22 protein-coding genes are annotated in these 23785 nt (G+C 71.3%); 14 read left to right on the top strand and 8 right to left on the bottom strand.

What is annotated here, in order from left to right; all coding sequences use genetic code 11:
• Positions 1-38: 38 nt before the first annotated feature.
• The gene (locus tag MUY22_RS19345; RefSeq protein WP_247061437.1) at positions 39-890 is read right to left on the bottom strand and encodes an alpha/beta fold hydrolase; all 852 of its coding nucleotides are present in this window, start codon (positions 888-890) and stop codon (positions 39-41) included.
• A gap of 101 nt (positions 891-991) precedes the next feature.
• Here MUY22_RS19345 and MUY22_RS19340 point away from each other — a divergent pair, with 101 nt between their 5' ends.
• Together MUY22_RS19340 and MUY22_RS19335 are read left to right on the top strand one after the other, a co-directional pair.
• Positions 992-1528 carry a CGNR zinc finger domain-containing protein gene (locus tag MUY22_RS19340; protein ID WP_247061436.1) on the top strand — a complete coding sequence of 179 codons (537 nt, stop codon included), beginning with the start codon at positions 992-994 and terminating at the stop codon, positions 1526-1528.
• Positions 1529-1551: 23 nt separating this feature from the next.
• A complete protein-coding gene (locus MUY22_RS19335) occupies positions 1552-1959 on the top strand; it encodes a VOC family protein (RefSeq protein ID WP_247061435.1) in 408 nt (135 codons plus the stop codon).
• A 31-nt stretch (positions 1960-1990) separates the two neighbouring features.
• Here MUY22_RS19335 and MUY22_RS19330 read toward each other — a convergent pair whose 3' ends face one another.
• Both MUY22_RS19330 and aspS read right to left on the bottom strand, forming a co-directional pair.
• The gene (locus MUY22_RS19330) at positions 1991-2836 is read right to left on the bottom strand and encodes a hypothetical protein (RefSeq protein WP_247061434.1); all 846 of its coding nucleotides are present in this window, start codon (positions 2834-2836) and stop codon (positions 1991-1993) included.
• A gap of 10 nt (positions 2837-2846) precedes the next feature.
• Positions 2847-4049 (bottom strand): aspartate--tRNA(Asn) ligase, encoded by a 1203-nt coding sequence (aspS, locus tag MUY22_RS19325; protein WP_247061433.1) that lies wholly within the window; start codon positions 4047-4049, stop codon positions 2847-2849.
• A 401-nt stretch (positions 4050-4450) separates the two neighbouring features.
• On the opposite strand from aspS, the gene MUY22_RS19320 reads away from it, so the two are divergent.
• Positions 4451-5314, top strand: a complete 864-nt coding sequence (locus MUY22_RS19320; protein ID WP_247061432.1) for an SDR family NAD(P)-dependent oxidoreductase — start codon at positions 4451-4453, stop codon at positions 5312-5314.
• Here the strand turns inward: MUY22_RS19320 and MUY22_RS19315 are convergent.
• The gene (locus MUY22_RS19315) at positions 5311-6891 is read right to left on the bottom strand and encodes a cellulose binding domain-containing protein (RefSeq protein WP_247061431.1); all 1581 of its coding nucleotides are present in this window, start codon (positions 6889-6891) and stop codon (positions 5311-5313) included. The genes MUY22_RS19320 and MUY22_RS19315 overlap by 4 nt on opposite strands.
• A gap of 134 nt (positions 6892-7025) precedes the next feature.
• Positions 7026-8237: a cytochrome P450 gene (locus tag MUY22_RS19310; protein WP_247061430.1), complete on the bottom strand. Its 1212-nt coding sequence runs from the start codon at positions 8235-8237 to the stop codon at positions 7026-7028.
• A 214-nt stretch (positions 8238-8451) separates the two neighbouring features.
• On the opposite strand from MUY22_RS19310, the gene MUY22_RS19305 reads away from it, so the two are divergent.
• The gene (locus MUY22_RS19305) at positions 8452-10032 is read left to right on the top strand and encodes a discoidin domain-containing protein (protein ID WP_247061428.1); all 1581 of its coding nucleotides are present in this window, start codon (positions 8452-8454) and stop codon (positions 10030-10032) included.
• 77 nt (positions 10033-10109) lie between these two features.
• Positions 10110-10733 carry a cyclopropane-fatty-acyl-phospholipid synthase family protein gene (locus MUY22_RS19300; RefSeq protein ID WP_247061426.1) on the top strand — a complete coding sequence of 208 codons (624 nt, stop codon included), beginning with the start codon at positions 10110-10112 and terminating at the stop codon, positions 10731-10733.
• A 75-nt stretch (positions 10734-10808) separates the two neighbouring features.
• Here the strand turns inward: MUY22_RS19300 and MUY22_RS19295 are convergent, their stop codons facing one another.
• Positions 10809-11825: a S1 family peptidase gene (locus MUY22_RS19295; protein WP_247061424.1), complete on the bottom strand. Its 1017-nt coding sequence runs from the start codon at positions 11823-11825 to the stop codon at positions 10809-10811.
• Between the two features lie 184 nt (positions 11826-12009).
• Positions 12010-12300, bottom strand: a complete 291-nt coding sequence (locus MUY22_RS19290) for a GNAT family N-acetyltransferase (protein WP_247061423.1) — start codon at positions 12298-12300, stop codon at positions 12010-12012.
• 268 nt (positions 12301-12568) lie between these two features.
• Here MUY22_RS19290 and MUY22_RS19285 point away from each other — a divergent pair, with 268 nt between their 5' ends.
• From MUY22_RS19285 to MUY22_RS19255, 7 genes are all read left to right on the top strand, one after another.
• Entirely contained in the window at positions 12569-14746 is a 2178-nt protein-coding gene (locus MUY22_RS19285; RefSeq protein WP_247063993.1) for a germacradienol/geosmin synthase, read from the top strand.
• Between the two features lie 314 nt (positions 14747-15060).
• Positions 15061-15852: an MBL fold metallo-hydrolase gene (locus tag MUY22_RS19280; protein WP_247061422.1), complete on the top strand. Its 792-nt coding sequence runs from the start codon at positions 15061-15063 to the stop codon at positions 15850-15852.
• Positions 15849-16451, top strand: a complete 603-nt coding sequence (locus tag MUY22_RS19275; RefSeq protein WP_247061421.1) for a DedA family protein — start codon at positions 15849-15851, stop codon at positions 16449-16451. The genes MUY22_RS19280 and MUY22_RS19275 overlap by 4 nt, the downstream gene beginning before the upstream one ends.
• Positions 16448-18577 (top strand): phage holin family protein, encoded by a 2130-nt coding sequence (locus tag MUY22_RS19270; RefSeq protein WP_247061420.1) that lies wholly within the window; start codon positions 16448-16450, stop codon positions 18575-18577. Before MUY22_RS19275 ends, MUY22_RS19270 begins: the two co-directional genes overlap by 4 nt.
• Complete coding sequence (locus tag MUY22_RS19265; RefSeq protein ID WP_247061419.1) at positions 18574-18804, top strand: glutaredoxin domain-containing protein; 231 nt, start codon at positions 18574-18576, stop codon at positions 18802-18804. Before MUY22_RS19270 ends, MUY22_RS19265 begins: the two co-directional genes overlap by 4 nt.
• The gene (locus tag MUY22_RS19260) at positions 18801-19031 is read left to right on the top strand and encodes a ferrous iron transport protein A (RefSeq protein WP_247061418.1); all 231 of its coding nucleotides are present in this window, start codon (positions 18801-18803) and stop codon (positions 19029-19031) included. The genes MUY22_RS19265 and MUY22_RS19260 overlap by 4 nt, the downstream gene beginning before the upstream one ends.
• Before the next feature lie 11 nt (positions 19032-19042).
• Complete coding sequence (locus MUY22_RS19255; protein ID WP_247061417.1) at positions 19043-19822, top strand: methyltransferase domain-containing protein; 780 nt, start codon at positions 19043-19045, stop codon at positions 19820-19822.
• On the opposite strand, the gene MUY22_RS19250 is transcribed toward MUY22_RS19255, so the two are convergent.
• Complete coding sequence (locus tag MUY22_RS19250) at positions 19770-20594, bottom strand: TetR/AcrR family transcriptional regulator C-terminal domain-containing protein (RefSeq protein ID WP_247061416.1); 825 nt, start codon at positions 20592-20594, stop codon at positions 19770-19772. The genes MUY22_RS19255 and MUY22_RS19250 overlap by 53 nt on opposite strands.
• A 76-nt stretch (positions 20595-20670) precedes the next feature.
• Here MUY22_RS19250 and MUY22_RS19245 point away from each other — a divergent pair, with 76 nt between their 5' ends.
• Positions 20671-22944: an excinuclease ABC subunit UvrA gene (locus MUY22_RS19245; RefSeq protein WP_247061415.1), complete on the top strand. Its 2274-nt coding sequence runs from the start codon at positions 20671-20673 to the stop codon at positions 22942-22944.
• Positions 22941-23735: a siderophore-interacting protein gene (locus MUY22_RS19240; protein WP_247061414.1), complete on the top strand. Its 795-nt coding sequence runs from the start codon at positions 22941-22943 to the stop codon at positions 23733-23735. The genes MUY22_RS19245 and MUY22_RS19240 overlap by 4 nt, the downstream gene beginning before the upstream one ends.
• The last annotated feature ends 50 nt before the right edge of the window (positions 23736-23785 follow it).

Raw genomic sequence — 23785 nt, 5'->3', positions numbered from 1 at the left:
CGCTCAGACGTCAGCACCCGGCTGTCAGCGCTCGGGCGTCAGCTCAGCACCCGGCCCAGGAAGCCGCGGATGTAGCCCGCGATCGCGTCCAAGTGTGTCTCCAGGGCGAAGTGGCCCGCGTCGAGCAGGTGGATCTCCGCGTCCGGCAGGTCGCGGGCGTACGCGCGGGCGCCGTCGGCGATGAAGATTCCGTCGTTGCCGCCCCAGACCGCCAGCACCGGCACCTGGCTGGTGCGGAAGTACTCGTGGAACTTCGGGTACAGGCCGATGTTGTGGTGGTAGTCCGCGAGCAGCGCCAGCTGGATCTCCGCCGCGCCCGGCCGGTCGAGCAGCGCCTGGTCGTGGATCCAGACGTCCGGGCTGATCAGCTCCGCGTCCGGTGAGCCGTCGAGGTACTGCCCCTTGGTCGCCTCCAGGGTGACCATCGCGCGCAAGTCCTCGTCCGTCAGCGTGCCGGCGGCCAGCTTCTGCGGGAGACCTTCGCCGAGGCCCTCGACGTAGGCGTTGCCGTTCTGCGTGACGATCGCCGTGACGCGGTCCGGGTTCGCCGTGGCGATCCGCAGGCCGACCGGCGCGCCGAAGTCCTGGATGTAGAGCGCGAACCGGGTCAGGCCGAGCTGGTCGAGCAGGCTCTGCGTCAGCTCGGCGAGCGCGTCGAAGGAGTAGGTGAACTCGCCGGCCGGCGGCGCGTCCGAGGCACCCGCGCCCAGGTAGTCCGGCGCGATGACGTGGTAGCGGTCGGCCAGCGCCGGGATCAGGTGCCGGTACATGTGCGAGCTCGTCGGGAAGCCGTGGAGCAGCACGATCGTGGGTGCTTCGGCGGGCCCGGCCTCGCGGTAGAAGAGCCGGTGGCCGGCGACGGTGGCGTGGCGGTGGTGCACGGCGGTCATGGTTGCTCCTCGCGTCTCATGCTTACTTCTCCATTTATCCATGAGACGCGGTACGCTGTCAACGGGTCGGGGAAACTGGAGTCCGGACTCGGGAGGCGAACGTGGTCACTGCGGCACCCGGCGAGGAGCTCTCGCTCGCGCTGGCTTTGGTCAACACCCAGCGGGTCGGGGACGTCGACGACCTCGACGACCCGCTCCCCTGGCTGCACGCGCACGGGCTCCGGGTGACGTCGGTGGCCGACGTCACCCCGCTCACCGACCTCCGCGCGGCGGTCCGCGAGCTGCTGGCCGCGCTGGCCGAGGACCGGGCACCGGCCGCGACCGCCGTCGACGCGGTGAACGCGGCCGCCCGCGCCGACGCCGCCGCGCCGCAGCTCACCTGGGCCGCCGGCCCGCGACGCGAGTGGCGCAGCACCCGGCCGGGCAGCGTCGACGAAGCCGTCGCGGCCCTGGCCCGTGACGCGATCGACGTCGCCGGCGGCGACCTGGGCCGGTTGGTGCGCCCGTGCGAGGCCCACGGCTGCGTCCGGTTCTACCTCCGCGAGCACGCCCGCCGCCGCTGGTGCTCCACGACGTGCGGCGACCGCGTCCGCGCGGCGCGGCACCAGCAGCTGGTGGTCGAGCGGCGTACTGTGTGAGCCCGCCGACGAAGGGATGCACCATGGACTGGACGCTCGAAGTGATCGTGGTACCGGTGTCCGATGTGGACCGGGCGAAGGCCTTCTACACGGACAAGCTCGGCTTCCACCTCGACCACGACACCGCGCCCGTCGAAGGCGTCCGGATCGTCCAGGTGACCCCGCCGGGCTCGGGCTGCTCGGTCGTGTTCGGCCGCGGTGCCGTGCCGGACATGCCGCCGGGCTCGATGAAGGGGCTCCAGCTGGTCGTCGGCGACCTGCCGAAAGCCCACGCGACACTCGTCGAGCGCGGCGTCGACGTCGGTGACATCCAGGTCGTCGGCGCGGGCCCCTGGGACGGCCGGGCCGACCTGAACAACGTCGGCTTCGTGTTCTTCGCCGACCCCGACGGCAACGAGTGGGCGATCCAGCAGATCACCGCCCGCGGCTAGCCGGCCAGGGGCGCCGCGCGGCCCCGGGTGGTCACGGCCGCGGGACGCCCATCGGGTTCGGGACCGGCACCAGGCCCGCGTCGATCACCGCGCGGCTCAGCGGGACCGCCAGTTCCAGCACCCGCGCCACCCCGTCCTCGCCGAGCGCCTCGACCGGCGCCGACGCCAGCCGGTCCGTGTCCTCCTCGATGCCGCGGCGCAGCGCTGCCCCCGACGGCGTCAGGCGGCCCGCGGCGTCGAGCACGCCCCGGTCCCGCAGGCGCTCGACCGCCGTGTCCCAGTCCTCGTCGGACCAGCCGCGGTGCGGTTGGACGTCGCCGCGGCCGATGACGCCGTCGCCGATGTGGGTCAGCGTCGTGTCCAGACCCGACAAGCCCGCGTGGACCGCCGACAGGACGTGGCCGTCGCCGCGGTGCTCGCGCAGGATGGTCGCCGCCAGCCACAGCCGGCCGGGCCCGCCGGCCGGCCGCGGCACCGCCGACCACGCCGCCGCCAGCGGACGCCCGTCGAAGCGGCACGCGTCCGCCGCGCGCTCCAGCAACGACGCCAGCTCGTCGACGGCGGGCAGCACGCGGGACAGCGCCTTCTCCACTGCCGTCTCCACCGCGGAAAGCCGGGTCTCGAGGACGTCGGACGGCGACGCGAACGACCACGCGTCCGGCAGCGCCCGCGCGACCATCGCCGGGGCGAAGCCGAACAACACCGACGTCGCCGCCGCGGGACCGATCGGGCCCAGCGGCGCGAGCCGGCCGGCGAAGTAGCCCATCCAGTAGCCGCGCAGGCCGGCGGCCTTCGCCGCGGCCGCCGTCTCCGGCGCGAAGTAGACGACCGCGTGCAACGGCTCCACCGCGGCCCAGAGCCGCCGGGGCAACGTCATCGTGTGCTCCTCACGGGGTCAGCCGGTGCAGGTCGCGCGGGAACAGCGTGACCTCCCGGATGTTGGCGACTCCGAGGAGCCGCGCCGTCCACCTTTCCAGGCCCAGCGCGAAACCGCCGTGGGGCGGCATGCCGTGCGCGAACACCGCCAGGTAGTCGCCGTAGTCCGCGACCTCGCCGCCGAGCGCCGCGACGTAGTCGGCGTGCCGGTGCAGCCGCTGGCCGCCCGTCACCAGCTCCAGCCCGCGGAACAGCAGGTCGAAGCTGTTCGAGTAGGCGGGCCGCGCCGGGTCCGGGTGGGTGTAGAACGGCCGTTTCGCCATCGGGTAGCCCGTGACGAACAGGAACTCCGACCCGTGCTCGCGCACCGCCCAGTCCGACAGCCACCGCTCGTCGGCGGGCGCCAGGTCGGGCTCGTCCTTCCCCAGCATCTCCTGAGCCTCGGCGAAGTGCAGCTCCGGGATCTCGGCGGGCACCGCGGCCATCCCCGCGAGCACCTCCCGCAGCACGGCCATGACGTCGTGGTGGTCCTCGATGAACCCGAGTTCGGCGTCGAGGCTGGTGTACTGCGCCAGGTGGCGCGCGGTGTCGTGCGGCTCGGCGCGGAAGACCGGGCCGACCTCGTAGACGCGCTCGAACACCCCGACCAGCGCCTGCTTGAAGAACTGCGGCGACTGCGCGAGGTAGGCGCGGCGGCCGAAGTAGTCGACGCCGAAGACGTTCGCGCCCGACTCGGTGGCCGACGAGACGATCTTCGGCGTGTGCGCCTCGGTGAAGCCGAGGCCGTCCAAAGTGGACCGGAACCCGGCGACGGCGGCCGCGGACACCGCGAACCGCGCCTTCAGCAGCGGGTGCCGCAACGCGACCGGCGCGTGGTCGAGGATCGTCGGCAGCGACGCCGAAACCGCGGGCCGGTAGAGGTCGAACGGCGGTGGCGACGCCGGTTCCGACAGCGGGACCAGTGCCGCCGACGTCAGCTCGACGCCGCCGGGCGCGCGCGGGTTCACCGTCACGGTCGCGCGCACCTCGACCACGGTCTCCTCCGGCGGCGGCACGACGTCGGAGCGCAGCACGACCTGCGCGGTGCCGGAGCGGTCCCGGACCACGAGGAACGTGACGGATTTCAGGCGGCGCCGGCGGTGCACCCAGCCGGCGACGCGGACGTGGGCGCCGACGTGCCGGGGCAGGTCGGCGGTCAAGGTTCGGGAGATCATCGTGGGCCCTTCGCAGGCGACGTGACCCCTTGGGAGTGCGGGCGATAAGGGAACTCGCGGTGCCACCGCACTTTCGCTGTCCCCGAGGGGACGGCCTCTCGTGGCCCGTGACGGGGGCCGGCCGGCGGGGCATTTCCTCCCCGCACTCCGGAGGGTCTTCACCGCGGGGCACGGGACCGCCTTCCCAGCTGCCGGCGGCTCTCTGGACCCGTGCGCTCCCGGGGCTACTCGGCTCCATCAGCGCGTTGGCCGGGAGGTTAGCCCGGCCGCGGCACAGCGCGCACGGCATTTTCGGGTGTGGCCGGCGTCACGCCACTATTGAATGAACGCTCAGTTGACAGCCTTGGCGGGCAGGCCTACCGTCGCTGTTGAATGAGCATTCAGTCAGGAAGGGGCATCTCATGACCGGCAAAGTCTGGTTCGTCACCGGCTCGTCGCGCGGCCTCGGCCGGGAGATCGTCGACGCCGCCCTGGAGCGGGGCGACTCCGTCGTGGCCACCGCCCGCGACCCGCGCGGCCTCGGCGACCTGCCGGCGGACCGCGCACTGGCCGTCGCGCTCGACGTCACCGACGAAGCCGCCGCCGACCGGGCCATCGCGGCCGCCGTCGAGCGGTTCGGCCGCATCGACGTCGTCGTCAACAACGCCGGCTACGCCGACTTCGGGTCCATCGAGGACACTCCGGCGGCGCAGTTCCGCGCCCAGATCGAGACGAACCTGATGGGCGTGGTCACGGTGACCCGCGCGGCGATCCCGGTGCTGCGCGAGCAGGGCCACGGGCACATCATCCAGATCTCCACCGTCGGCGGCCGGATCGCGCCGGGGGTCGGCCTGGCCGCGTACTCGGCGGCGAAGCACGGCGTCGAAGGCTTTTCCGGCGTGCTGGCCAACGAGATGAAGCCGTTCGGCGTCAAGGTGACCATCGTCGAGCCGGGCGGGATCCGCACCGACTGGGCCGGCTCGTCGATGTCGTTCGTCGAGCCGAGCGCGGCCTACGCGCCGGTGCTGAACCCGATGATCGAGCACATCCGCGGCCCGGAGCAGCTCGCCACCAGCGACCCGGCCAAGGCCGGCCGCGTGATCACCGAGCTCGCCGACCTGGCCGAGCCGCCGCTGCGGCTGCCGCTGGGCTCCGACGCGGTCATGCTGATCCGCGCCACCGACGAGGCCAAGATCGCCGAGATCGACGCGTGGGCCGAGACGTCCCGCCGCACCGACGCCGACGACGCCGCACAGCGGGACTTCAGCAGCCTCGCCCGAAACTAGGCGCAGGAGACGGTCGTGCCGGTTCCGGTCCCGGTGCCCTGGTAGCCGAACTCGATCGCCTGCCCGGGCGCCAGAGCGCCGTTGAACTCGACGTTCGTGAACCGCACGGTGCCGGTGTCCCCGCTGCGCCCGGCGTTCCACCCGGACGTGATCACCGCGCCCGCGGGCAGGTTCGCGGTGACCGTCCAGCCGGCGAGCGCGGCGGCGCCGGCCGTGACGCGGACCGTCGTGACGAACCCGCCCGTCCACTGGTTCACCGAGGTCGTCGCCGTGCACCCGGCACCCGCGGGAGTCGTCGGAGTCGTGGGCGTGGTCGGGGTCGTGGGCGTGGTCGTGGGCGTGGTCGTCCCCGAGTCGGTCAGGGCAGGCGTCGTCCAGTCGCGCCAGTCGGCCAGGTTCCCGGCCTTCTGGCTCGAGATCCGGAAGGTGCCGGCCGTGTTGCCGGTCTTCAGCAGGAACTTCTGGATGTTCTGCTGCAGCGGCGTCTTCCACTCGGGCCGGGACGCGCAGTGCGTGCCGTCCTGGACGTCGGACCAGTAACTGATGTTGCCGCCCGCGCCGAGCGCCTTGTAGACCTCGGCCCCGGCCAGCGCGGCCACGCTGCCGGAGCGCGCGCCGAGCCAGTCGATGTGCGGGTTCTCCATGACGAACAGCCCGCGCGGCGCGACCATGGCGACGAGTTCGTGCGTGTCCACCGGCAGCGCGGCCGGGTTGCCGGTGTAGGCGCTGAACGCGTCGCCGAACCACGGCTGCTCGCCGTAGGCGTTGGAGAGCGGCTGCGAGCCGCTCTCCCCGGGGATCCCACGCAGGATCGGGACACCGGCGGTGCCCGACTCGATCGGCATGGTCAGCGCGATCCGCTGGTCGAACGCGCCGATCGCGAACGCGCTCTTCCCGTACCGCGAACAGCCCGTGACGCCGAGCGCGTCCGCCTTGAGGACGGTGCCGCCGGACTGCTCGATGACGTCGATGAGCCGGCTCACGCCCCACGCCCACGCGGCCAGCAAACCGGTGCTGCTCGTGGCGCCGTAAATGCTGTAGAACGCGCCCTGTTTGTTGTTCCGGGCCGTGCCTTCCTTGCCGACGGCGAGCGGGTCGTAGGTGATGACGGCGGCGTCGGCGGCTTTGATGGTGGCGGTGTCCGCGCCGAATCCGCCGACGACGAAAACGGCGGGGAACGGACCGGTGCCGCCGGGCAACTGGACGCCCGCCGAGAAACTCGCGCTGCGGCCGTTCTGCGTGACGTTCACGGTGATGTTCGTGCTCGAAACCGTGCCGGTGACGCCCGCCGGTTTCCCCGGCTTCTCACCGTAGACGGTCCGCTCCGCGAGCTTCTTGATCTCCTCGCGCCGGCACCGCCAGTCGCTCGTGGTGGTGATGCGCGTGCCGTCGATCCTCTTGAAGGGATCGGGAAGTTTGGTACTGGCCGGCCACGAACCCGGTATCGAGACCGCGCAGCCGGCCCCGTCGTCCTCGACCGCGGCGGCGGCCCCGGACGCGTTCGTGATCACGGCCGCCGACGCGAGCACGGTGGCGACCAGCAGGACAACGGACGAGCGGATCCGGGAGCGGCGCACGGACTTTCTCCCTTCCGGAGGAATGGTGCCCGGGAAACGTTAGGCGCGTTTCCCGGACACCGTCAAGAAAGGCAGGAAAACGAAACTTTCGAAAGCGGGAGCACTTTCGAAAGTTTCGTATTCACGGATATGAATCAGCTCCAGGCGACCGGCAGCTCGCGAACGCCGTAGACGAGCGTGTTGTGCTTGTACGCCAACGACTCCCGCGGCACCGCGAGCCGCAGGTCCGGCACCCGGCGGAACAACCGCGTCAGCGCCTCCTGCAGTTCGACGCGCGCCAGCTGCTGGCCGATGCACTGGTGCGCGCCGAACCCGAAGGCGACATGCGTGCGCGGCGACTCGCGGTGGAAGTCGAGCTTGTCGGCGGCCGGGAACAGCTCCTCGTCGCGGTTGGCCGAGTTCAGCGCGGCGACCAGCCACTCCCCCGCCTTCACCGCGCGGGCCCCGACCTGGACGTCTTCGGTGGCGTAGCGCAGCACCCCGAACTGCACGACCGACAGGTACCGCAGCAGTTCCTCGACGGCGCGCTCCGGCGCCGCCAGCACGACTTCGCGCTGCTGCGGGTGATCCAGCAGCACCAGCGTGCTGAGCGCGATCATGTTGGCCGTCGTCTCGTGCCCGGCCACCAGCAGGCTGAGCCCGAGCATCACCAGCTCTTCCATGGTGAGCGCGTCACCCGTCTCACGACCCCGGGCGATCAGCCGGCTGAACAGGTCGTCCTGCGGATTCTTCTGCTTGTCGACGAAGAGCGCAGCCAGGAACCCGGAAAGCTCCTCGTAAGCCTGCTGTCCCTGTTCACGCGTGGTGTCGGTGCTGACGAGCGTCGAGCTCTGGTGCTGGAACCGCTCGCGGTCGGCGTACGGGACGCCGAGCAGCTCGCAGATCACCAGCGACGGGATCGGCAATGCGAAGTCCCGCACCAGATCGGCTTCGCCGGGCTTCGCGAGCATCGCGTCGAGGTGGCTCTCGACCAGCCCCTGGACGTAGGTCCGCATCGCCTCGACGCGCCGCACGGTGAACTCCGCGAGCACCATCTTGCGCAGCCGCGAATGGTCCTTGCCGTCGAGCTGGATGATCGAGCCGGGGGCGACCTCGATGTCGAGGTCACGTTCGGCGCCCGCGTTCACGTGCACTGAAGACGCGCCGCGCGAGCTCATCGTGCGGTCGGCGAGCACCGCGCGCACGTCGCTGTAGCGCGTGACCAGCCAGGCGTCCATGCCCGCCGGGCAGCGGACCTGCGACGTCGGCGCTTCTTCGCGCAACGTCGCGTAGTTCTCGGGTGGGTCGTACGGGCATCCGGCCGGTCGCGTCGTCGGGAGGGCCGGGGTGTCGGATGCTGCCGTCACAGCGGATCACGCCTCTCTACCGGTGGTCTGGACACTTCCACCATGGAGACGTCCGGCACCGTCGTGGGACGTCCGACCCACATCCGACCCGGATGGACCAGTCCGGACGGCGTTCGTTAGAGAACTTTACGAATAGGTCTTGACGCGCCGGCGCCGCACCGCGAACCTGGACGCACGCCGCAGTCATCGTCCGTCCACTCCTCCCGGAGGCAGCATGACCCGGCGCGCTTTCGTGCTCGTCGTGACCCTTTTCCTCGCCTTGGCCGGCGCCCTCGCCGGCGGCACCCCGGCGAGCGCGGAGACCACGCAACCGACGTTCCTCACCTTCTACGGCTGGTGGGACAACACCCCGCCCGGCGGCGACATCGCCTACCCGCAGATCCACGACACCGCCGGCGGCAAGGGCACCTACACCGACCCGATCACGTTCGCCACCAGCACGTCCGAGCTCAAGGCCGGCACCAAGGTCTGGGTGCCCCGGGTGAAGAAGTACTTCATCATGGAAGACGGCTGCGACGAGTGCTCCGACGACTGGAACGGCCAGGGCCCCAACGGCGGCCCGAACCTGCGTCACATCGACCTCTGGCTCGGCGGCCAGGGCGGCAGCGCCTTCGACGCGATCGACTGCGAAGACGCGTTGACGCACTACAACGCCGACAACACGCCGGTCCTGGAACCGGTGGTCGTCGACCCGCCGTCGTCCGAGCCGTACGACGCGACGCCAATCTTCAACACCAGCACCGGCGCGTGTTACGGCGGCGCGCAGCCCAACACCACGGTCGGCCAGTACCGCAACAACTCCACCAGCACGTGCCTCGAGGCGCCGAGCAGCGGAACCACGCTGAAGGTCGCCGCCTGCACCGGAAGCGACGCCCAGCGCTTCACCTTCCACGGCGCGTTCCTCGTGCACAACGACAAGTGCGCGGGCATCTCCGGCAGCTCGATCGTGCTGCAGACCTGCACCGGCGGCCCGGCCCAGCAGTGGTCGATCAACCCCGACGGCACCATTTCCGACATCCAGACGAGCAAGAAGTGCTTCCGCGCCTCGGGCACGGCACTCACCGCGGGCAGCTGTTCCGGTGACCAGGCCCGCTGGACGTTCACCGCGGCCGGCACCCCGTCCGGCCTCAGCGTGACGCCGTCGTCGGTCTCGGTCGCGGCAGGCGGCACGGCGACGGCCACCGTCACGTCCACGGACGCGGTCACGTTGTCCGCGAGCGGCGCTCCCGCGGGCGTCAGCGTCTCCTTCTCACCGACGTCGGTACCGGCCGGCGGCACCTCGACCGCCACGGTCACCGCCGCCGCGACCGCCACCCCCGGCACGGCGACGATCACCATCACGGGCGGCACGAAGACCGCGTCACTGGGCGTCACGGTCACCGGCGGCGGTGACGGCACCGAGACGCTGCTTTCCCAGGGCAAGACGGCGACGGCGTCGTCGACCGAGTCGTCGTCCTACCCGGCGAGCGCGGCCTTCGACGGCAACCTGACCGGCACCCGCTGGGCCAGCGAGGAGACCGCGGCGGAGTGGCTGCGCGTCGACCTCGGCGCGACCAAGGCCGTCTCGCACGTCAAGCTGACCTGGGAGGCCGCGTACGGGAAGGCGTACAGCATCCAGACCTCGCCGGACGGCACGATCTGGACGACGATCTACAGCACGACCACCGGCAACGGCGCCACGGACGACCTGACCGGGCTCGCCGGCAGCGGCCGGTACGTGCGGATGAACGGCGTCACGCGCGGCACGGCGTACGGTTACTCGCTGTACGAGATGCAGGTGTACGGCACCGCGTAAGTTGCCGAACCGGCAACTGGATTTGCCTTCCCGGGGACGTTCTCCGCATGGTGGGAGGACGTCCCCGAGGAGGAACCATGGCCCACACCCACGAACAGCCGATGACCGTCGAGAACATGCTCAAGCAGGAGTTCTGGGAAGCGCTCTACCAGCGTGACGAGCACCGGATCTGGAGCGGGAACGTGAACCGCAACCTGGAGAGCGAGGTGACCGGGCTGAAACCCGGGCACGCCCTCGACCTCGGCAGCGGTGAAGGCGGCGACGCGATCTGGCTGGCCCAGCAGGGCTGGACGGTCGACGGCGCCGACATCTCGACCCTCGCGCTGTCCCGCGCCGAAGCCGCGGGCAAGGAACACGGCGTGGACGTCCGGTGGCTGCACCGCGACATCCTCACCTGGCGGCCCGAGGAGACCTACGACCTGATCTCGGCGCAGTACATGCACCTGCCGCCGGACCTGCGCAAGAACGTGTTCACGGCGGCCGCCGCGGCGGTCCGGCCCGGCGGTTCGCTGCTGATCGTCGGGCACTCCCCGAAGGCGATGCGGGAGTTCGACGGCCAGGCGCCGCCGCAGGAGCTGTTCTTCGAGCCGGAGGAGATCACGAACTACCTGAGCGACGCCCGGGAGTGGGTCGTCGAGACGTGCGAGACGCGCGGCGAGGGCCACCACACCGACGCCGTCTACCGCGCGAAGCGCCTCTAGAAAGCCGCGAGGGCCTCTTCACGCGCCCTCGACGCGTGTGAAGAGACCCTCGCGGGTGTTTCACCGGAGTGTGGATCAGGCGAGCGACAGACCGTAAGCCTGCAGCTCGAGGGTGAGCGGGTAGAAGTAGCTGGTCACGGTGTCGCCGCCGGACAGCGTGCCGAGGCCCTTCGAGCCGTCGTACGCCGGGCCGCCCGAGTCACCGTGGTCGGTGTGCGCGGTCGTGCCGAACTCGTGGTTGAGGACACCGACGTCGAAGTTGACCGACTCGTCGACCGAGGTGACCTCGCCGCTGCCGCCACCGGTGGTCGAGCCCTGCTTCTCCATCTGCTCGCCGACCGTCGGCTCCGCGGCGCTGGTGATCGCCTGGCCGGTGTTGATCTCGCTCGGGCCGGTGCCGTTCGGGCGGGTCAGCAGGCCGGAGTCGGCGTCGGGGCAGTCGCTCTCGACGACCGTGGCGCCGGAGACGTCACCGCCGGCCCAGGTGCCGCCGAGGTTGGTGCAGTGGCCCGCGGTGAGCAGGAAGGGCTCCCCGCCGCGCGTCACGTTGAAGCCGAGCGAGCAGCGGCCCTGGTCGTTCTGGATCGCGTCACCGTCGGCGATGTGCAGTTCGAGCTTGCCGGTGCGGTGCTCGACCCGGACGCTGTCGCCGTACTGCGCGGCGGCCGCGGTGACCTTGTCGGCGGTCTCCTTGCTGGCCGAGTCGTAGACCTTCACCACGACCTGGTTGGTCTTGGTGTCGATGCCCCACGCGGTCTGCGGGACGTTCTTCACGGCGTCCAGCGAGTTCTTGACGCCGGTGAGCGCGGCGAAGGTGTGCTTGACCTTCTTCGCGGTGAGGCCCGCGGCCTGCACCTTCTGCGCCGACGCGTCGTCGGTCACGTTGACGACGGCCTTGCCGTTCTCCAGGTAGATGCCACCGGAGGTGGCGCCGAGCGATCCCGCCACCTGCGTGGCGTTGCTGACGGCGTTGGCCTGCATCTCGGAGAAGGCCAGTGGGGACGCGGTGGCCGCCGACGCGCACACGCCGGACGTCAGCGCCGCGGCCGACAACACGGCGAAGGTCTTGAGAGCGGTCTTCCGGGGAGTCATCAACTTCCTCCAGTTTGCCGGTTCGAAGCCTGCGCCGGTCACTTTGGTTGCCGAGCAACCAACGCACCACCGACTAAGGTTGGTTAATAACCAGCAGAACCGGACATACCTCGCACTCAGGACGCGACGACTCCGTGCCACTACTGCGTTCGGCGTAACAAACGCCTGGTGTAGTCCCTTCGGCTCAAGACCCGGACGGCCAACGGACGTGCGCCTCGTAGTCCGGGTGCTTCCGGAGGTACCCGGCGATGAACGGGCAGACCGGCACGATCGTCCCGCCCTTCGCGACGACGTCGTCCAGCGCGCCCGCCGCCAGCACCTTGCCCAGGCCCTGGCCGGCGAAGGCGTCGTCGATCTCGGTGTGGGTGAACACGGTCAGGTCGCCCCGCTGGTCGTACGCGGCGAAGCCCGCCAGTTTCTCGTCCGACCACACTTCGTAACGGCTCTCGCCGGGGTTGTCGGTCACCTTGGTCATCTGGACTCCATTCTCTCTGCGGCGTGAACACCGGACGGCCGCCAAGCCTTCCCCCATCGTGCGACGGCCGGCCGCCGCGCGCGCCCGGGCCGTGAACCCGACTGGGCCGCCCGGGGGACAGCGGCTTCCCGTTCGTGTGCAACCCGACCGAGACCCTTGGCTCGCCCGGCTGCTTTTGGTTGCCTCATCGTGTCGGAAACCGCCGTAGCCGCAACGGAAAGGCCTCACCCGCGTGCCGCAGCAGCCGTTCGTCCTCCCCGAGTTCTACATGCCCTACCCGGCGCGGCTGAACCCGCACCTCGAGGGCGCCCGCGAGCACAGCAAGGCCTGGGCGTACGCGATGGACATGATCGACGTCCCGCAGCACGGCACGGTGATCTGGGACGAGCACGACCTCGACTCCCACGACTACGCCCTGCTCTGCGCCTACACCCACCCGGACGCCGGCGCCGAAGAGCTCGACCTGATCACCGACTGGTACGTCTGGGTCTTCTACTTCGACGACCACTTCCTCGAGCTGTACAAGCGCACCGGCGACATCGACAGCGCGCGCGGTTACCTCGACCGGCTGAACCTGTTCATGCCCGCCGAGGGCGCGATCACCGACACCCCGGAGAACCCGGTCGAACGCGGCCTCACCGACCTCTGGAACCGGACGATCCCGCACCGCTCGCCCGGCTGGCGGCGTCGCTTCATCGAGAGCACGAAGGCACTGCTCGAAGAGTCGCTGTGGGAACTGGCCAACATCAACGAAGGCCGGCTCTCCAACCCGATCGAGTACATCGAGATGCGCCGGAAGGTCGGCGGCGCGCCGTGGTCGGCGAACCTCGTCGAGCACTCGATGCACGCCGAGGTGCCGGACGCGATCGCCGCGGCCCGGCCGATGGAGGTGCTGCGCGACTGCTTCGCCGACGGCGTCCACCTGCGCAACGACCTGTTCTCCTACCAGCGCGAGGTCGAGGACGAGGGCGAGCTGTCCAACGGCGTGCTCGTGTTCGAGAAGTTCCTCGGGCTGACGACGCAGCAGGCGGCCGACGCCGTCAACGACCTGATCACCTCCCGGCTGCACCAGTTCGAGCACACCGCGCTGACCGAGGTGCCGGGGCTGTTCGACGAGCACGCCGTCGACCCGGCGTCGCGGATGGCGACGTTCGCCTACGTCAAGGGGCTGCAGGACTGGCAGTCCGGCGGGCACGAGTGGCACCTGCGCTCCAGCCGCTACATGAACGAAGGCGCCCTGGAATCCCGCGGCGGCCCGGAGCTGGGCACCGCCACCGGGCTCGGGACGTCGGCCGCGCGCATCTTCTCGTCGGTGCTCGCGACGGCGCCGCAACGGCTGCGGTCGTACTCGAGCACGCCGTTCCGCGCGGTCGAGATCGAACGGCCGCCGGTCGAGCTGCCGTTCCCGCTGCGGCTGAGCCCGCACCTGGACACCTGCCGCGTCCGCAACGTCGACTGGGCGCGGCGGATGGGCTTCCTCGACGGCGTGGTGTGGGACGAGCGGAAGCTGCGCGCCACCGACCTCCCGCTGTGCGCGGCGGGCATCCACCCGGACGCCGCCGCCGACCAGCTCGACGTCACCAGCGACTGGCTGACCTGGGGCACGTTCGCCGACGACTACTACCCGATCGTGTTCGGCGCGACCCGCGACCTCGCCGGGGCGAAGGCGTGCAACGCGCGGCTGTCGCTGTTCATGCCGGTGGACGGCGAACCCACGCCGACGCCGACAAACGCGCTGGAGGTCGGGCTGGCCGACGTCTGGCCGCGCACCACCGCCGGGATGTCGCCCGAAAACCGCCGCACGGTGCGGAAAGCCGTCGACTCGATGACGTCGAGCTGGCTGTGGGAGCTGGTGAACCAGGCGCAGAACCGCATCCCGGACCCGATCGACTACGTCGAGATGCGGCGCCGGACGTTCGGCTCGGACCTCACGATGAGCCTCTCGCGCTTCTCGCACGGCCGCGCGGTGCCCCCGGAGCTGTACCGCACGCGCCCGCTCCAGGCGATCGAGCACGCGGCGACCGACTACGCGTGCCTGGTCAACGACGTCTTCTCCTACCGCAAGGAGATCCAGTACGAGGGCGAGCTGCACAACGCCGTGCTGGTGGTGCGGAACTTCCTCGACTGCTCCGAGGAACGCGCGTTCGGCGTCGTCGACGACCTGATGAAGGCCCGCCTGGCGGAGTTCAAGCACGCGGCGGCGATCGAGCTGCCGGCGTTGTTCCGCGACTACGCCATCGACCCGGACGTCCAGGAGATGCTGCTGGAGTACGTCGAGGAGTTCCGCGACTGGCTGGCGGGCATCGTCAACTGGCACGAGAACGTGGGCCGCTACACCGAGAAGGAGCTGAACTACCACCCGATGGCGGCTTCGGCGTGGCAGGGCCCGACGGGCATCGGCACGTCGTCGCTGCGCATCTCGTCCCTGCTCCCCAGCGGGCGGTGACGTGCCGGGCTCCCCGACCACGAAACAGTGCGAGATCGCCCGGCTGCTGCGCGCGGTGGGCATGCACCGCGAGGCCGAGCAGGCGCTGCGCACGGACCTCCGGGCGCGCTTGCGCCGAGCCCGAAGACGCCTGCGGGTCCGGCTGATCCGATCGTCCCGCAGGCTCCGCCGCCGAGCCCGGGCATAACGACCCCGCCAACTAACGTGACCGGAAAGTCAACTCGCGTGAGTGAAGGGCGCCCGGATCACACCGGTCGCGTTGTTCGCGCCACTCCGCCGGGCATTCCCGGCGCGAGAAGGCGATACTCAAGGGCGTGAGCGGCTTCAACCTGCGTTTCCTCGGCCATTCCACCGTCCGGCTCGAGCTCGGTGACCGCGTCGTCCTCACCGATCCCGTGCTCACCGCCCGGGTCGGCGGGCTGACCCGGGTCGTGCCGCCGCCCCCGCCCGGCGCGTACGCCGGCGTCGACCTCGTGCTGCTGTCGCACCTGCACGGCGACCACCTGCACGTGCCGTCGCTGAAACTGGTCGGCCGGCGGACCCGGATCGTCGTGCCGCGCGGGGCCGGGAGCTGGCTCACCAAGAAGGGCTTCACCGCCGTCGAGGAGATCGCGCCCGGCGAGACGCTCACCGAGGGCGGCCTCACCGTCACCGCGACCGAGGCCATCCACTCCGGACACCGCTGGGGCCCGCGCCTCACCCACGGCCCGCAGAGCCCGGCCATCGGGCACCTGATCGACAGCGCGGGCCTGCGCGTCTACAACGCCGGCGACACCGACCTCTTCGACGGCATGGCCGCGTTCGGCCCGGTCGACGTCGCGCTCCTGCCCGTCTGGGGCTGGGGGCCGAACCTCGGGCCCGGCCACCTGAACCCGGCCCGCGCCGCCGAGGCCGCCGGCCTGCTGCAAGCCCGCGCGGTCGTGCCGGTGCACTGGGGCACGCTCGCCCTCCCCGGGATCCGGCGCACCACGCGCATGCGGCGGCTGCTCGCCGACCCGCCGCGGGAGTTCGCGGCCCACGTGGCCGCGGCGAAGATCGCCACCGGCGTCCTGTTCACCGAGCCCGGCGCCGACGTCGTGCTCCCGGCCTCGACGGACCGGGCGTGAACTGGACCGACCCGGCCGCCATCGGGTACCCGGTGCTGTTCGGCGGCGTGCTGCTCGGCTCGATCATCCCGATCGTGCCCACCGGCGCGGTGGTCGGCGCCGCGGCCGCCGTCGCCACCACCACCGACCACCTCTCGCTGCCGCTGGTGATCGTCCTGGCCACGCTCGGCGCGTACGTCGGTGACGTCGTGACGTTCGGCGTCCCGCGCCTGGGCAGCGAAGCCGCGTTCCGCTGGATCAGCCGCCGCCAGCCCGCCGAACGGCTCGAGAAGGCGCGTGACCAGTTCGCCCGCCGCGGCTGGCAGATCGTCGTGATCGGCAGGCTCGTCCCGGCCGGCCGGATTCCGGTGCTGCTCGCGGCGGCCGCGCTGAGCTACCCGTGGCGGCGCCTGCTGCCCGCCGCGCTCGTCGCGTGCGTGCTCTGGGCGGTCGCCTACAGCCTGCTCGGCATCGTCAGCGGGGGCATTTTCGACTCACCGCTCATCGCGACCCTGCTGGCGACGGTGCTGGTCCTGCTGGTCACCGTGCTGCTGAACCTGATCGCCCGCCGGCGCCGCACCAAAGCCGAGGCGAAAGAGAAGACAGGAGACCGAGCTTGACGACGACCGCGCCGAAGGGCCGGCTGCTGCGGGGCGGCCGGGTCGTCGCCCGCGTCCTGCTGGTGTGGGTGGCGGTGACCGGCGCGCTGCGCCTGCTCGACGTGCTGCTGTCCGGCTTCCGGATGACGCACTGGTGGCAGCCGACGGTGTGCGCGCTGCTGCTGGGGGTGCTGGCGGCGTTCGTCTGGCCGCTGGTCATGCGGATCGCCTACCCGCTCGCGTTCTTCACCTTCGGCCTCTTCGGGTTCCTGCTGCTCGGCGCGGGCACGCTCGCCGTGTTCAAGACGGTGCCCGGCGTCGAGATCGTCGGCTTCCGGACCGCGGTGATCGTCACCGTGGCCATGGCCGGCGTCGGCGCGGTGATCTCCAGCCTGCTGGCCATCGACGAGGACGAGATCTTCTTCCGCCGCGCGAACCGCCGCCGTCGCCGGCACGCCGCCGAGCCCGGCGACGCCGAACAGCCGCCCGGCGTGGTGTTCCTGCAGATCGACGGCCTCGGGTACGACACCGTCCGCCGCGCCATCCGCGACGGCGACATGCCGACGTTCGCCGCGTGGCTCACCGAGGACAGCCACGCGCTGACGCAGTGGCACACCGACTGGAGCTCCCAGACCGGCGCGAGCGTCTGCGGCATCCTGCACGGCTCCAACCACGACATCCTCGGGTTCCGCTGGTACGAAAAGGACCGCGATCACGTGATGGCGTGCGCGCACCCGACCGACGCGGCCGAGATCGAACGGCGCCACTCCGACGGGCGCGGCCTCCTCTCGGGCGACGGCGCGAGCCGCGGCAACCTGTTCTCCGGCGACGCCGACCACGTCAGCCTCACCATGAGCTCGATCCCGGTGCTGGTCCCGAAGGGCCTGCGCCACCGGCACCGCGACCGCCTCGGCGCGGGCTACTACGCCTACTTCGCGAACCCCATCAACGCGCTGCGGACGTTCGTCGTCGCGCTCGCCGACGTCTTCCGCGAGATCAGCGCGTCGGTCCGCCAGCGCCGCGCCGGCGTCGTGCCGCGGATCCCGCGCGGCGGCTGGTACCCGCTGGCCCGGCCGGGCACGACGGTGATCGCGCGCGACGTCGTCGTCTCGGCGATCCTCGGCGACATGCTGGCCGGACGGCCGGTCGTCTACGCCGACTTCCTCGGCTACGACGAGGTCGCGCACCACTCCGGCATCGAGCGCTTCGACACGCTGTCGGTGCTGCGCTCAATCGACCAGCAGATCGCCCGGCTGCACCGGGCGAGCCGGCTTTCCGCGCGCCGCTACCACGTCGTCGCGCTGTCGGACCACGGCCAGACCCAGGGCCAGGCGTTCTCGCAGCGGTTCGGCGAGACGATCGAGGCGTACGTCGGCCGGCTGTGCGGCGGCTCGCCGTCGGCGGCTTCGGGGAAGCGGCGCCAGGCCGAGAGCTGGCAGATCAACGCGGCGCTCGCGGAGGCCACGAAGAGCGGCGGCCTGATCGCACGGCGGCTGCGGGGCCGCGTCGAGAACGCCGAAGGCGGCGAGGACCGGCCGCGCACGGAGTCCGGCTCCCCCGGCGCGGTCACACGCGTGGCGCCCGGGGTGGTCGCGGTCGTGTCCGGGCACACCGCGATGGTGTCGTTCACCGAGCACGAAGGCCGCGTCGAGCTGGAGACGATCGAGCGCGAGTTCCCCGACCTGCTGCCGTCGCTGGTGGACCACCCCGGCGTCGGGTTCCTGCTCATACGCAGCCGCGAGTTCGGGCCCGTCGTGCTGGGCCGCGACGGGCTGCACCGGCTCGCCACCGGCGTCGTCATCGGCGAGGACCCGCTGCTGCGCTACGGCCCGCACGCCGCGGACCTGGTGCGCCGCGTCGACACGTTCCCGCACTGCGCCGACGTGATGATCAACAGCAACTACGACCCGGAGACGGACCAGTCGTCGCCGTTCGAGACGCACGTCGGCTCGCACGGCGGCCTCGGCGGCCCGCAGCAGCGCGGCTTCGTCGTGCACCCGCGTGAGTTCCCGCCGCCCGGCGACGTCGTCGGCGCGGAGGCCCTGCACCGGGTCTTCCGCGGCTGGCTGACGCACCTGGGCCACCCCTCCCCCGCCCCTGCCCCCGCCCCTGCCCAAACCCCTGTCGCTTCGGAGGTCGCTTCGTGAAACTGACGGTCTACGGCGCTTCCTGGTGCCCGGATGTCAAGCGCAGCCGCGCGTTGCTCGACCGCGAAGGCGTCGAGTACTCCTATGTGGACGTCGAGGCGGACGCGGCCGCCGAGGCGCGCGTCCGCTCGCTGCAGGACGGCGAACGCCGCATCCCGACGATCGTCTGGGACGACGGCACCTTCCTGGTCGAGCCGTCCGACGCCGAGCTGGGTTCGCGGCTGTGAAACTGCTGCGAGAGCTGCCGATCGGGACGCGGGTCGTGGCGCGCTACCGCATCGAGGGCGGCTTCACCGACGCGCTCGGCCTGCTGGTCGCCCGCGACGAAACGACGTGCACGATCGAAACCCGCCGCGGCCCGGTGGTGGTGGACTTCGACGCCGTCACCCTGGCCAAGCCGGTACCGCCGCCGCCGGCGCGGAAATCGGCTGGCGGCGCGCCCCCGGCTTTGTGACGATCGGGACCATGTTCGACGAACTGGTGGCCGAAGCCGACGCGGTGTCCGTCGACGGCTGGGACTTCTCGTGGCTCGACGGCCGCGCGACCGAGCAACGCCCGTCGTGGGGCTACCAGCGGCTGCTGGGCGAACGCCTCGCCGGCGTCCACGCGGCCCTCGACCTGGAAACCGGCGGCGGCGAAGTCCTCGACGGCTGCCCGGCGCTGCCGCCACTGATGGCGGCGACGGAGTCCTGGCCCCCGAACGTCGCTGTCGCGTCGGAGTTGCTGCGGCCGCGCGGAGTCGTCGTGGTGGCGACTTCGGACGAACCGCCGCTGCCGTTCGCGGACGACCTGTTCGACCTCGTCTCCAGCCGCCACCCGGTCCGGACGTGGTGGGCCGAGATCGCCCGCGTGCTGCGCCCCGGCGGGACGTACTTCTCCCAGCAGGTCGGCCCGGCGAGCGTGTTCGAGCTGGTCGAGTACTTCCTCGGCCCGCAGCCGGCCGACGTCCGCGAGGGCCGCCACCCGGACCACGCCGTCGCCGCGGCTTCGGAGGCCGGCCTCGAGGTCGTCGACCTGCGCTCGGAGTCGCTGCGCACCGAGTTCCGCGACATCGGAGCGGTGGTTTACTTCCTGCGCAAGGTGATCTGGATGGTCCCGGGCTTCACGGTCGAGCAGTACCGGCCGCGCCTGCGGGAGCTGCACGACCTGATCGAGCGCGACGGCCCGTTCGTCGCCCACACGACCCGGTTCCTCATCGAGGCCCGGAAGGACGAGGGTCGGAAGATCGAGGCCCGGAAGCCCTGACGATCGCTGCCTCGACGCCGTCGAGCAGCAGTTCCAGCCCCGCCTCGAACGACAGCCGCGCCTCGCGCTCCAGGTAGGGCTCGCCGTCGGGGACCGCGGCCATGTCCGCGCCGAGGGCCGACACCGTCGGGAAGCGGACTGAGAGGTCGGGGACCAGCTCGCCGAGCAACGCCGAGCGGGCGTACCACCAGTCCTCTTCGGACTGCCCCGTCTCGCGCGACGCCTGACGCGATTCCGCCGCCGACTGGACCGAGCCGCGCACGACGTTGAACAGCGCCGACACCACCCAGCGCACGCGCGGCAGTGGCAGGCCCGTCTCCGCCAGGACGCGCAGCAGCGTCTCCTGCACGTGGAACTCCCCCGGCCCGAGCACCGGCCGCGCCGGGGAGACCTGCAGCAGCCACGGGTGACGCAGGTGCAGGTCCCACAGTTCGTCGGCCAGGGCCAGCGCCGCCGCTCGCCAGCCGCGGGCCAGGTCGGGGTCCCCGGGCAGCTCGCCGAGCGTCCGGTCGTACATCAGGTCGACCAGCTCGGTCTTGCCCGGCACGTACGTGTAGAGCGCCATCGCCGTGCGGCCGAGGCGTTCCCCGACCGAGCGCATGGACAGCGCCGCCATGCCGTCGGCGTCGGCGATCCCGATCGCGGCACCGACGATCGCCTCGACGCTCAGCCCCGGCTTGGGCCCGGGACCGGTGCGCGGGGCGCCGACGCGCGGGCCCCACAGCAGCTCCATGGACCGCCGGGCGTCGCCCTGACCGGCGAAGACGACCACCTTGCCGACTCCTTACAGCCTAAAGTATTGTAACCAGAGCCATCACCTTACAGCCTAAAGTATCAAGAAGGACGGTATGACCTCACCCAGGCGGGCCGCCGACACCCACGACGTGATCGAGGTCCGGGGGGCCCGGGAGAACAACCTGACCGGCATCGACCTGGACATCCCGAAACGCCGGTTGACGGTGTTCACGGGCGTGTCCGGCTCCGGCAAGTCGTCCCTCGTCTTCGGCACCATCGCGGCCGAGTCCCAGCGCATGATCAACGAGACCTACAGTGCCTTCCTCCAATCGTTCATGCCGAACCTCTCGCGCCCGGACGTCGACCTGCTGGAGAACCTGAGCGCCGCCATCGTCGTCGACCAGGAGCGGATGGGGGCCAACTCCCGCTCGACCGTCGGCACCGCGACCGATGCCCACACGATGCTGCGCATCGCCTTCTCCCGGCTCGGCGAACCGCACGTCGGCACGTCCGGCGCGTTCAGCTTCAACCTGCCCGAGGGCATGTGCCCGGCGTGCGAGGGCCTCGGCCGGGTGTCCGACCTCGACGTCCGCGCCCTGCTCGACTTCGACAAGTCCCTCAACGACGGCGCCATCCAGGTACCCGGCTTCACCCCGGACACCTGGTACGTCCAGACCTACCTCGCTTCCGGTTTCTACGACCCGGACGCCAAGATCCGGGACTACACGCCGCAGCAGCTCGACGACCTGCTGCACAAGGACTCCTGCAAGGTGAAGGTCGGCAAGACCAACGTCACCTACGAGGGCCTCGCGGTGAAGGTCAAGCGCCTCTACCTGCACAAGGACACCGAGTCGCTGCAGCCGCGCCTGCGCGGGTTCATCGAGAAGGCCGCGGCCTTCAGCACCTGCGCCACCTGCGGCGGCGCCCGCCTGAACCAGGCCGCGCTCTCGTCGACGATCGACGGCCGGAACATCGCCGACTGCTCGGCCATGCAGATCAGCGACCTCGCCGAGTTCGTCCGGAAGCTCGACGAGCCCTCGATCGCACCGCTGCTGGGCAACCTGCGCGACACGCTCGACTCGCTGGTCGAGATCGGCCTCGGCTACCTCTCGCTGGACCGCGAGTCGGGCACGCTGTCCGGCGGCGAGGCGCAGCGCGTGAAGATGGTGCGCCACCTGGGTTCGAGCCTCACCGACGTCACGTACGTCTTCGACGAGCCGACCGTCGGCCTGCACCCGCACGACATCGAGCGGATGAACAACCTCCTTCTCTGCTTGCGGGACAAGGGGAACACGATCCTGGTCGTCGAGCACAAGCCGGAGACCATCGGGATCGCCGACCACGTCGTCGACCTCGGTCCCGGCGCGGGCAAGGCCGGCGGACGGCTCTGCTACACCGGCGACCTCGACGGCCTCCGCGCGTCCGGCACGCTCACCGGTCGCCACCTCGACCACCGCGTCACCGTGCGCCCGGAGGTCCGCACGCCTGCCGGGCACCTCCGGATCACCGGCGCCAGCCTGCACAACCTGCGCGACGTCAGCGTCGACGTCCCGCTCGGCGTGCTGACCGTGGTCACCGGTGTCGCCGGGTCCGGGAAGTCGTCACTGATCCACGGCTCCCTGGCCCACCGCGACGGCGTCGTGGTGGTCGACCAGTCGGCGATCCGCGGTTCGCGGCGCTCGAACCCGGCCACCTACACCGGCGTGCTCGACCCGATCCGGACGGCGTTCGCCAAGGCCAACGGGGTCAAGGCGAGCCTGTTCAGCGCCAACTCCGAAGGTGCCTGCCCGAAGTGCAAGGGCCTCGGGCTCGTCTACACGGACCTGGCGATGATGGCCGGCGTCGCGTCGGTCTGCGAGGAGTGCGAAGGCAAGCGCTTCACGCCCGAAGTGCTGACGTACACCTTGCGGGGCAAGAACATCAGCGAGGTGCTCGCGATGCCGGTGACCGAGGCGCGCGAGTTCTTCCCGTCCGGCAACGCGCGGGCGGTGCTGAACCGGCTCGCCGACGTCGGCCTCGGCTACCTGACGCTCGGGCAGCCGCTCACGACCTTGTCCGGCGGTGAGCGGCAACGGCTCAAGCTGGCGATCCGGATGGCCGAACACGGCTCGACGTACATCCTCGACGAGCCGACCACCGGCCTGCACCTGGCCGACGTCGACCAGCTGCTCGCGCTGCTCGACCGGATCGTCGACGCGGGCAACACGGTGATCGTCATCGAGCACCACCAGGCCGTGATGGCCCACGCCGACTGGCTGATCGACCTCGGCCCCGGCGCCGGCCACGACGGCGGCCGCGTGGTCTTCGAGGGCACGCCGGCTTCGCTGGTCGCCGACGCCACCACCCTGACCGCCCGCCACCTGCGCGAGTACCTGGGGAAGCCGTGACGGGCCTGCTCGAAGTGACGGCGGTCCGCCGGGTGACCCCGCGCACGGTGCGCGTCACCTTCACCGGCGAGGGCTTGGAAGTCTTGGAGGCGTGGCCGGACCAGCAGCTGAAGCTGATGTTCCCGCCGCCGGGACGCCCGGTGCGCCTGCCTCCCGCCGACGGCGACGTCATGCGCTGGTATCAGGCATTCCTGGCAATCCCGGCCGAAGAACGACCGGTGATGCGCAGCTACACGGTGCGCGACCGGCGCCCGGCGCTCGCCGAGATCGACGTCGACTTCGTCCTGCACGGCGACGCGGGCGGCCCGGCCACGAGCTGGGCCCGCACGGCGGCTCCGGATGACGTCCTCGGCCGGTACGGCCCGGACGCGGCCTACCGCCGTCCGCTCCCCGTGGCCGACACCGTGCTGCTGGCCGGGGACGAGACGGCGATCCCCGCGGTCTCCTCCTTGTTGTCCGAAGTCGACAACGCAGTCGTGTTCCTGGAGGTCCCGGACGCGGCCGAGGAGCAACCGCTGCCTGGCGACGTCCACTGGCTGCACCGGGACGGCGCCCCGCACGGGGCTGCGCTGCTGGACGCGGTGCGCGAGGCGAAACTCGGCGACGGCTCGGTCTCGGCGTGGCTCGCCGGCGAGGCGGGGATGGTCCGGGCGCTGCGGCGGCACCTGGTGGGCGACCGCGGGCTCGGCAAACGGGACATCGAGTTCACCGGCTACTGGCGCCGCAAGCTCACGCAGGACGACGCGCCCACGCCGGAAGATCTGGCGGACGCCGCCGAAAAGCTCGGCTGACGGGCTCGCGGTCCGAGCCGAGCACTGCCCGGGTTTACCGCAGTTCCCGC

The sequence above is a fragment of the Amycolatopsis sp. WQ 127309 genome (assembly GCF_023023025.1).
Taxonomy (GTDB): domain Bacteria; phylum Actinomycetota; class Actinomycetes; order Mycobacteriales; family Pseudonocardiaceae; genus Amycolatopsis.
The sequence above is the reverse complement of the archived record's forward strand: the minus strand, read 5'-3'. Positions and strand labels throughout refer to the sequence as shown.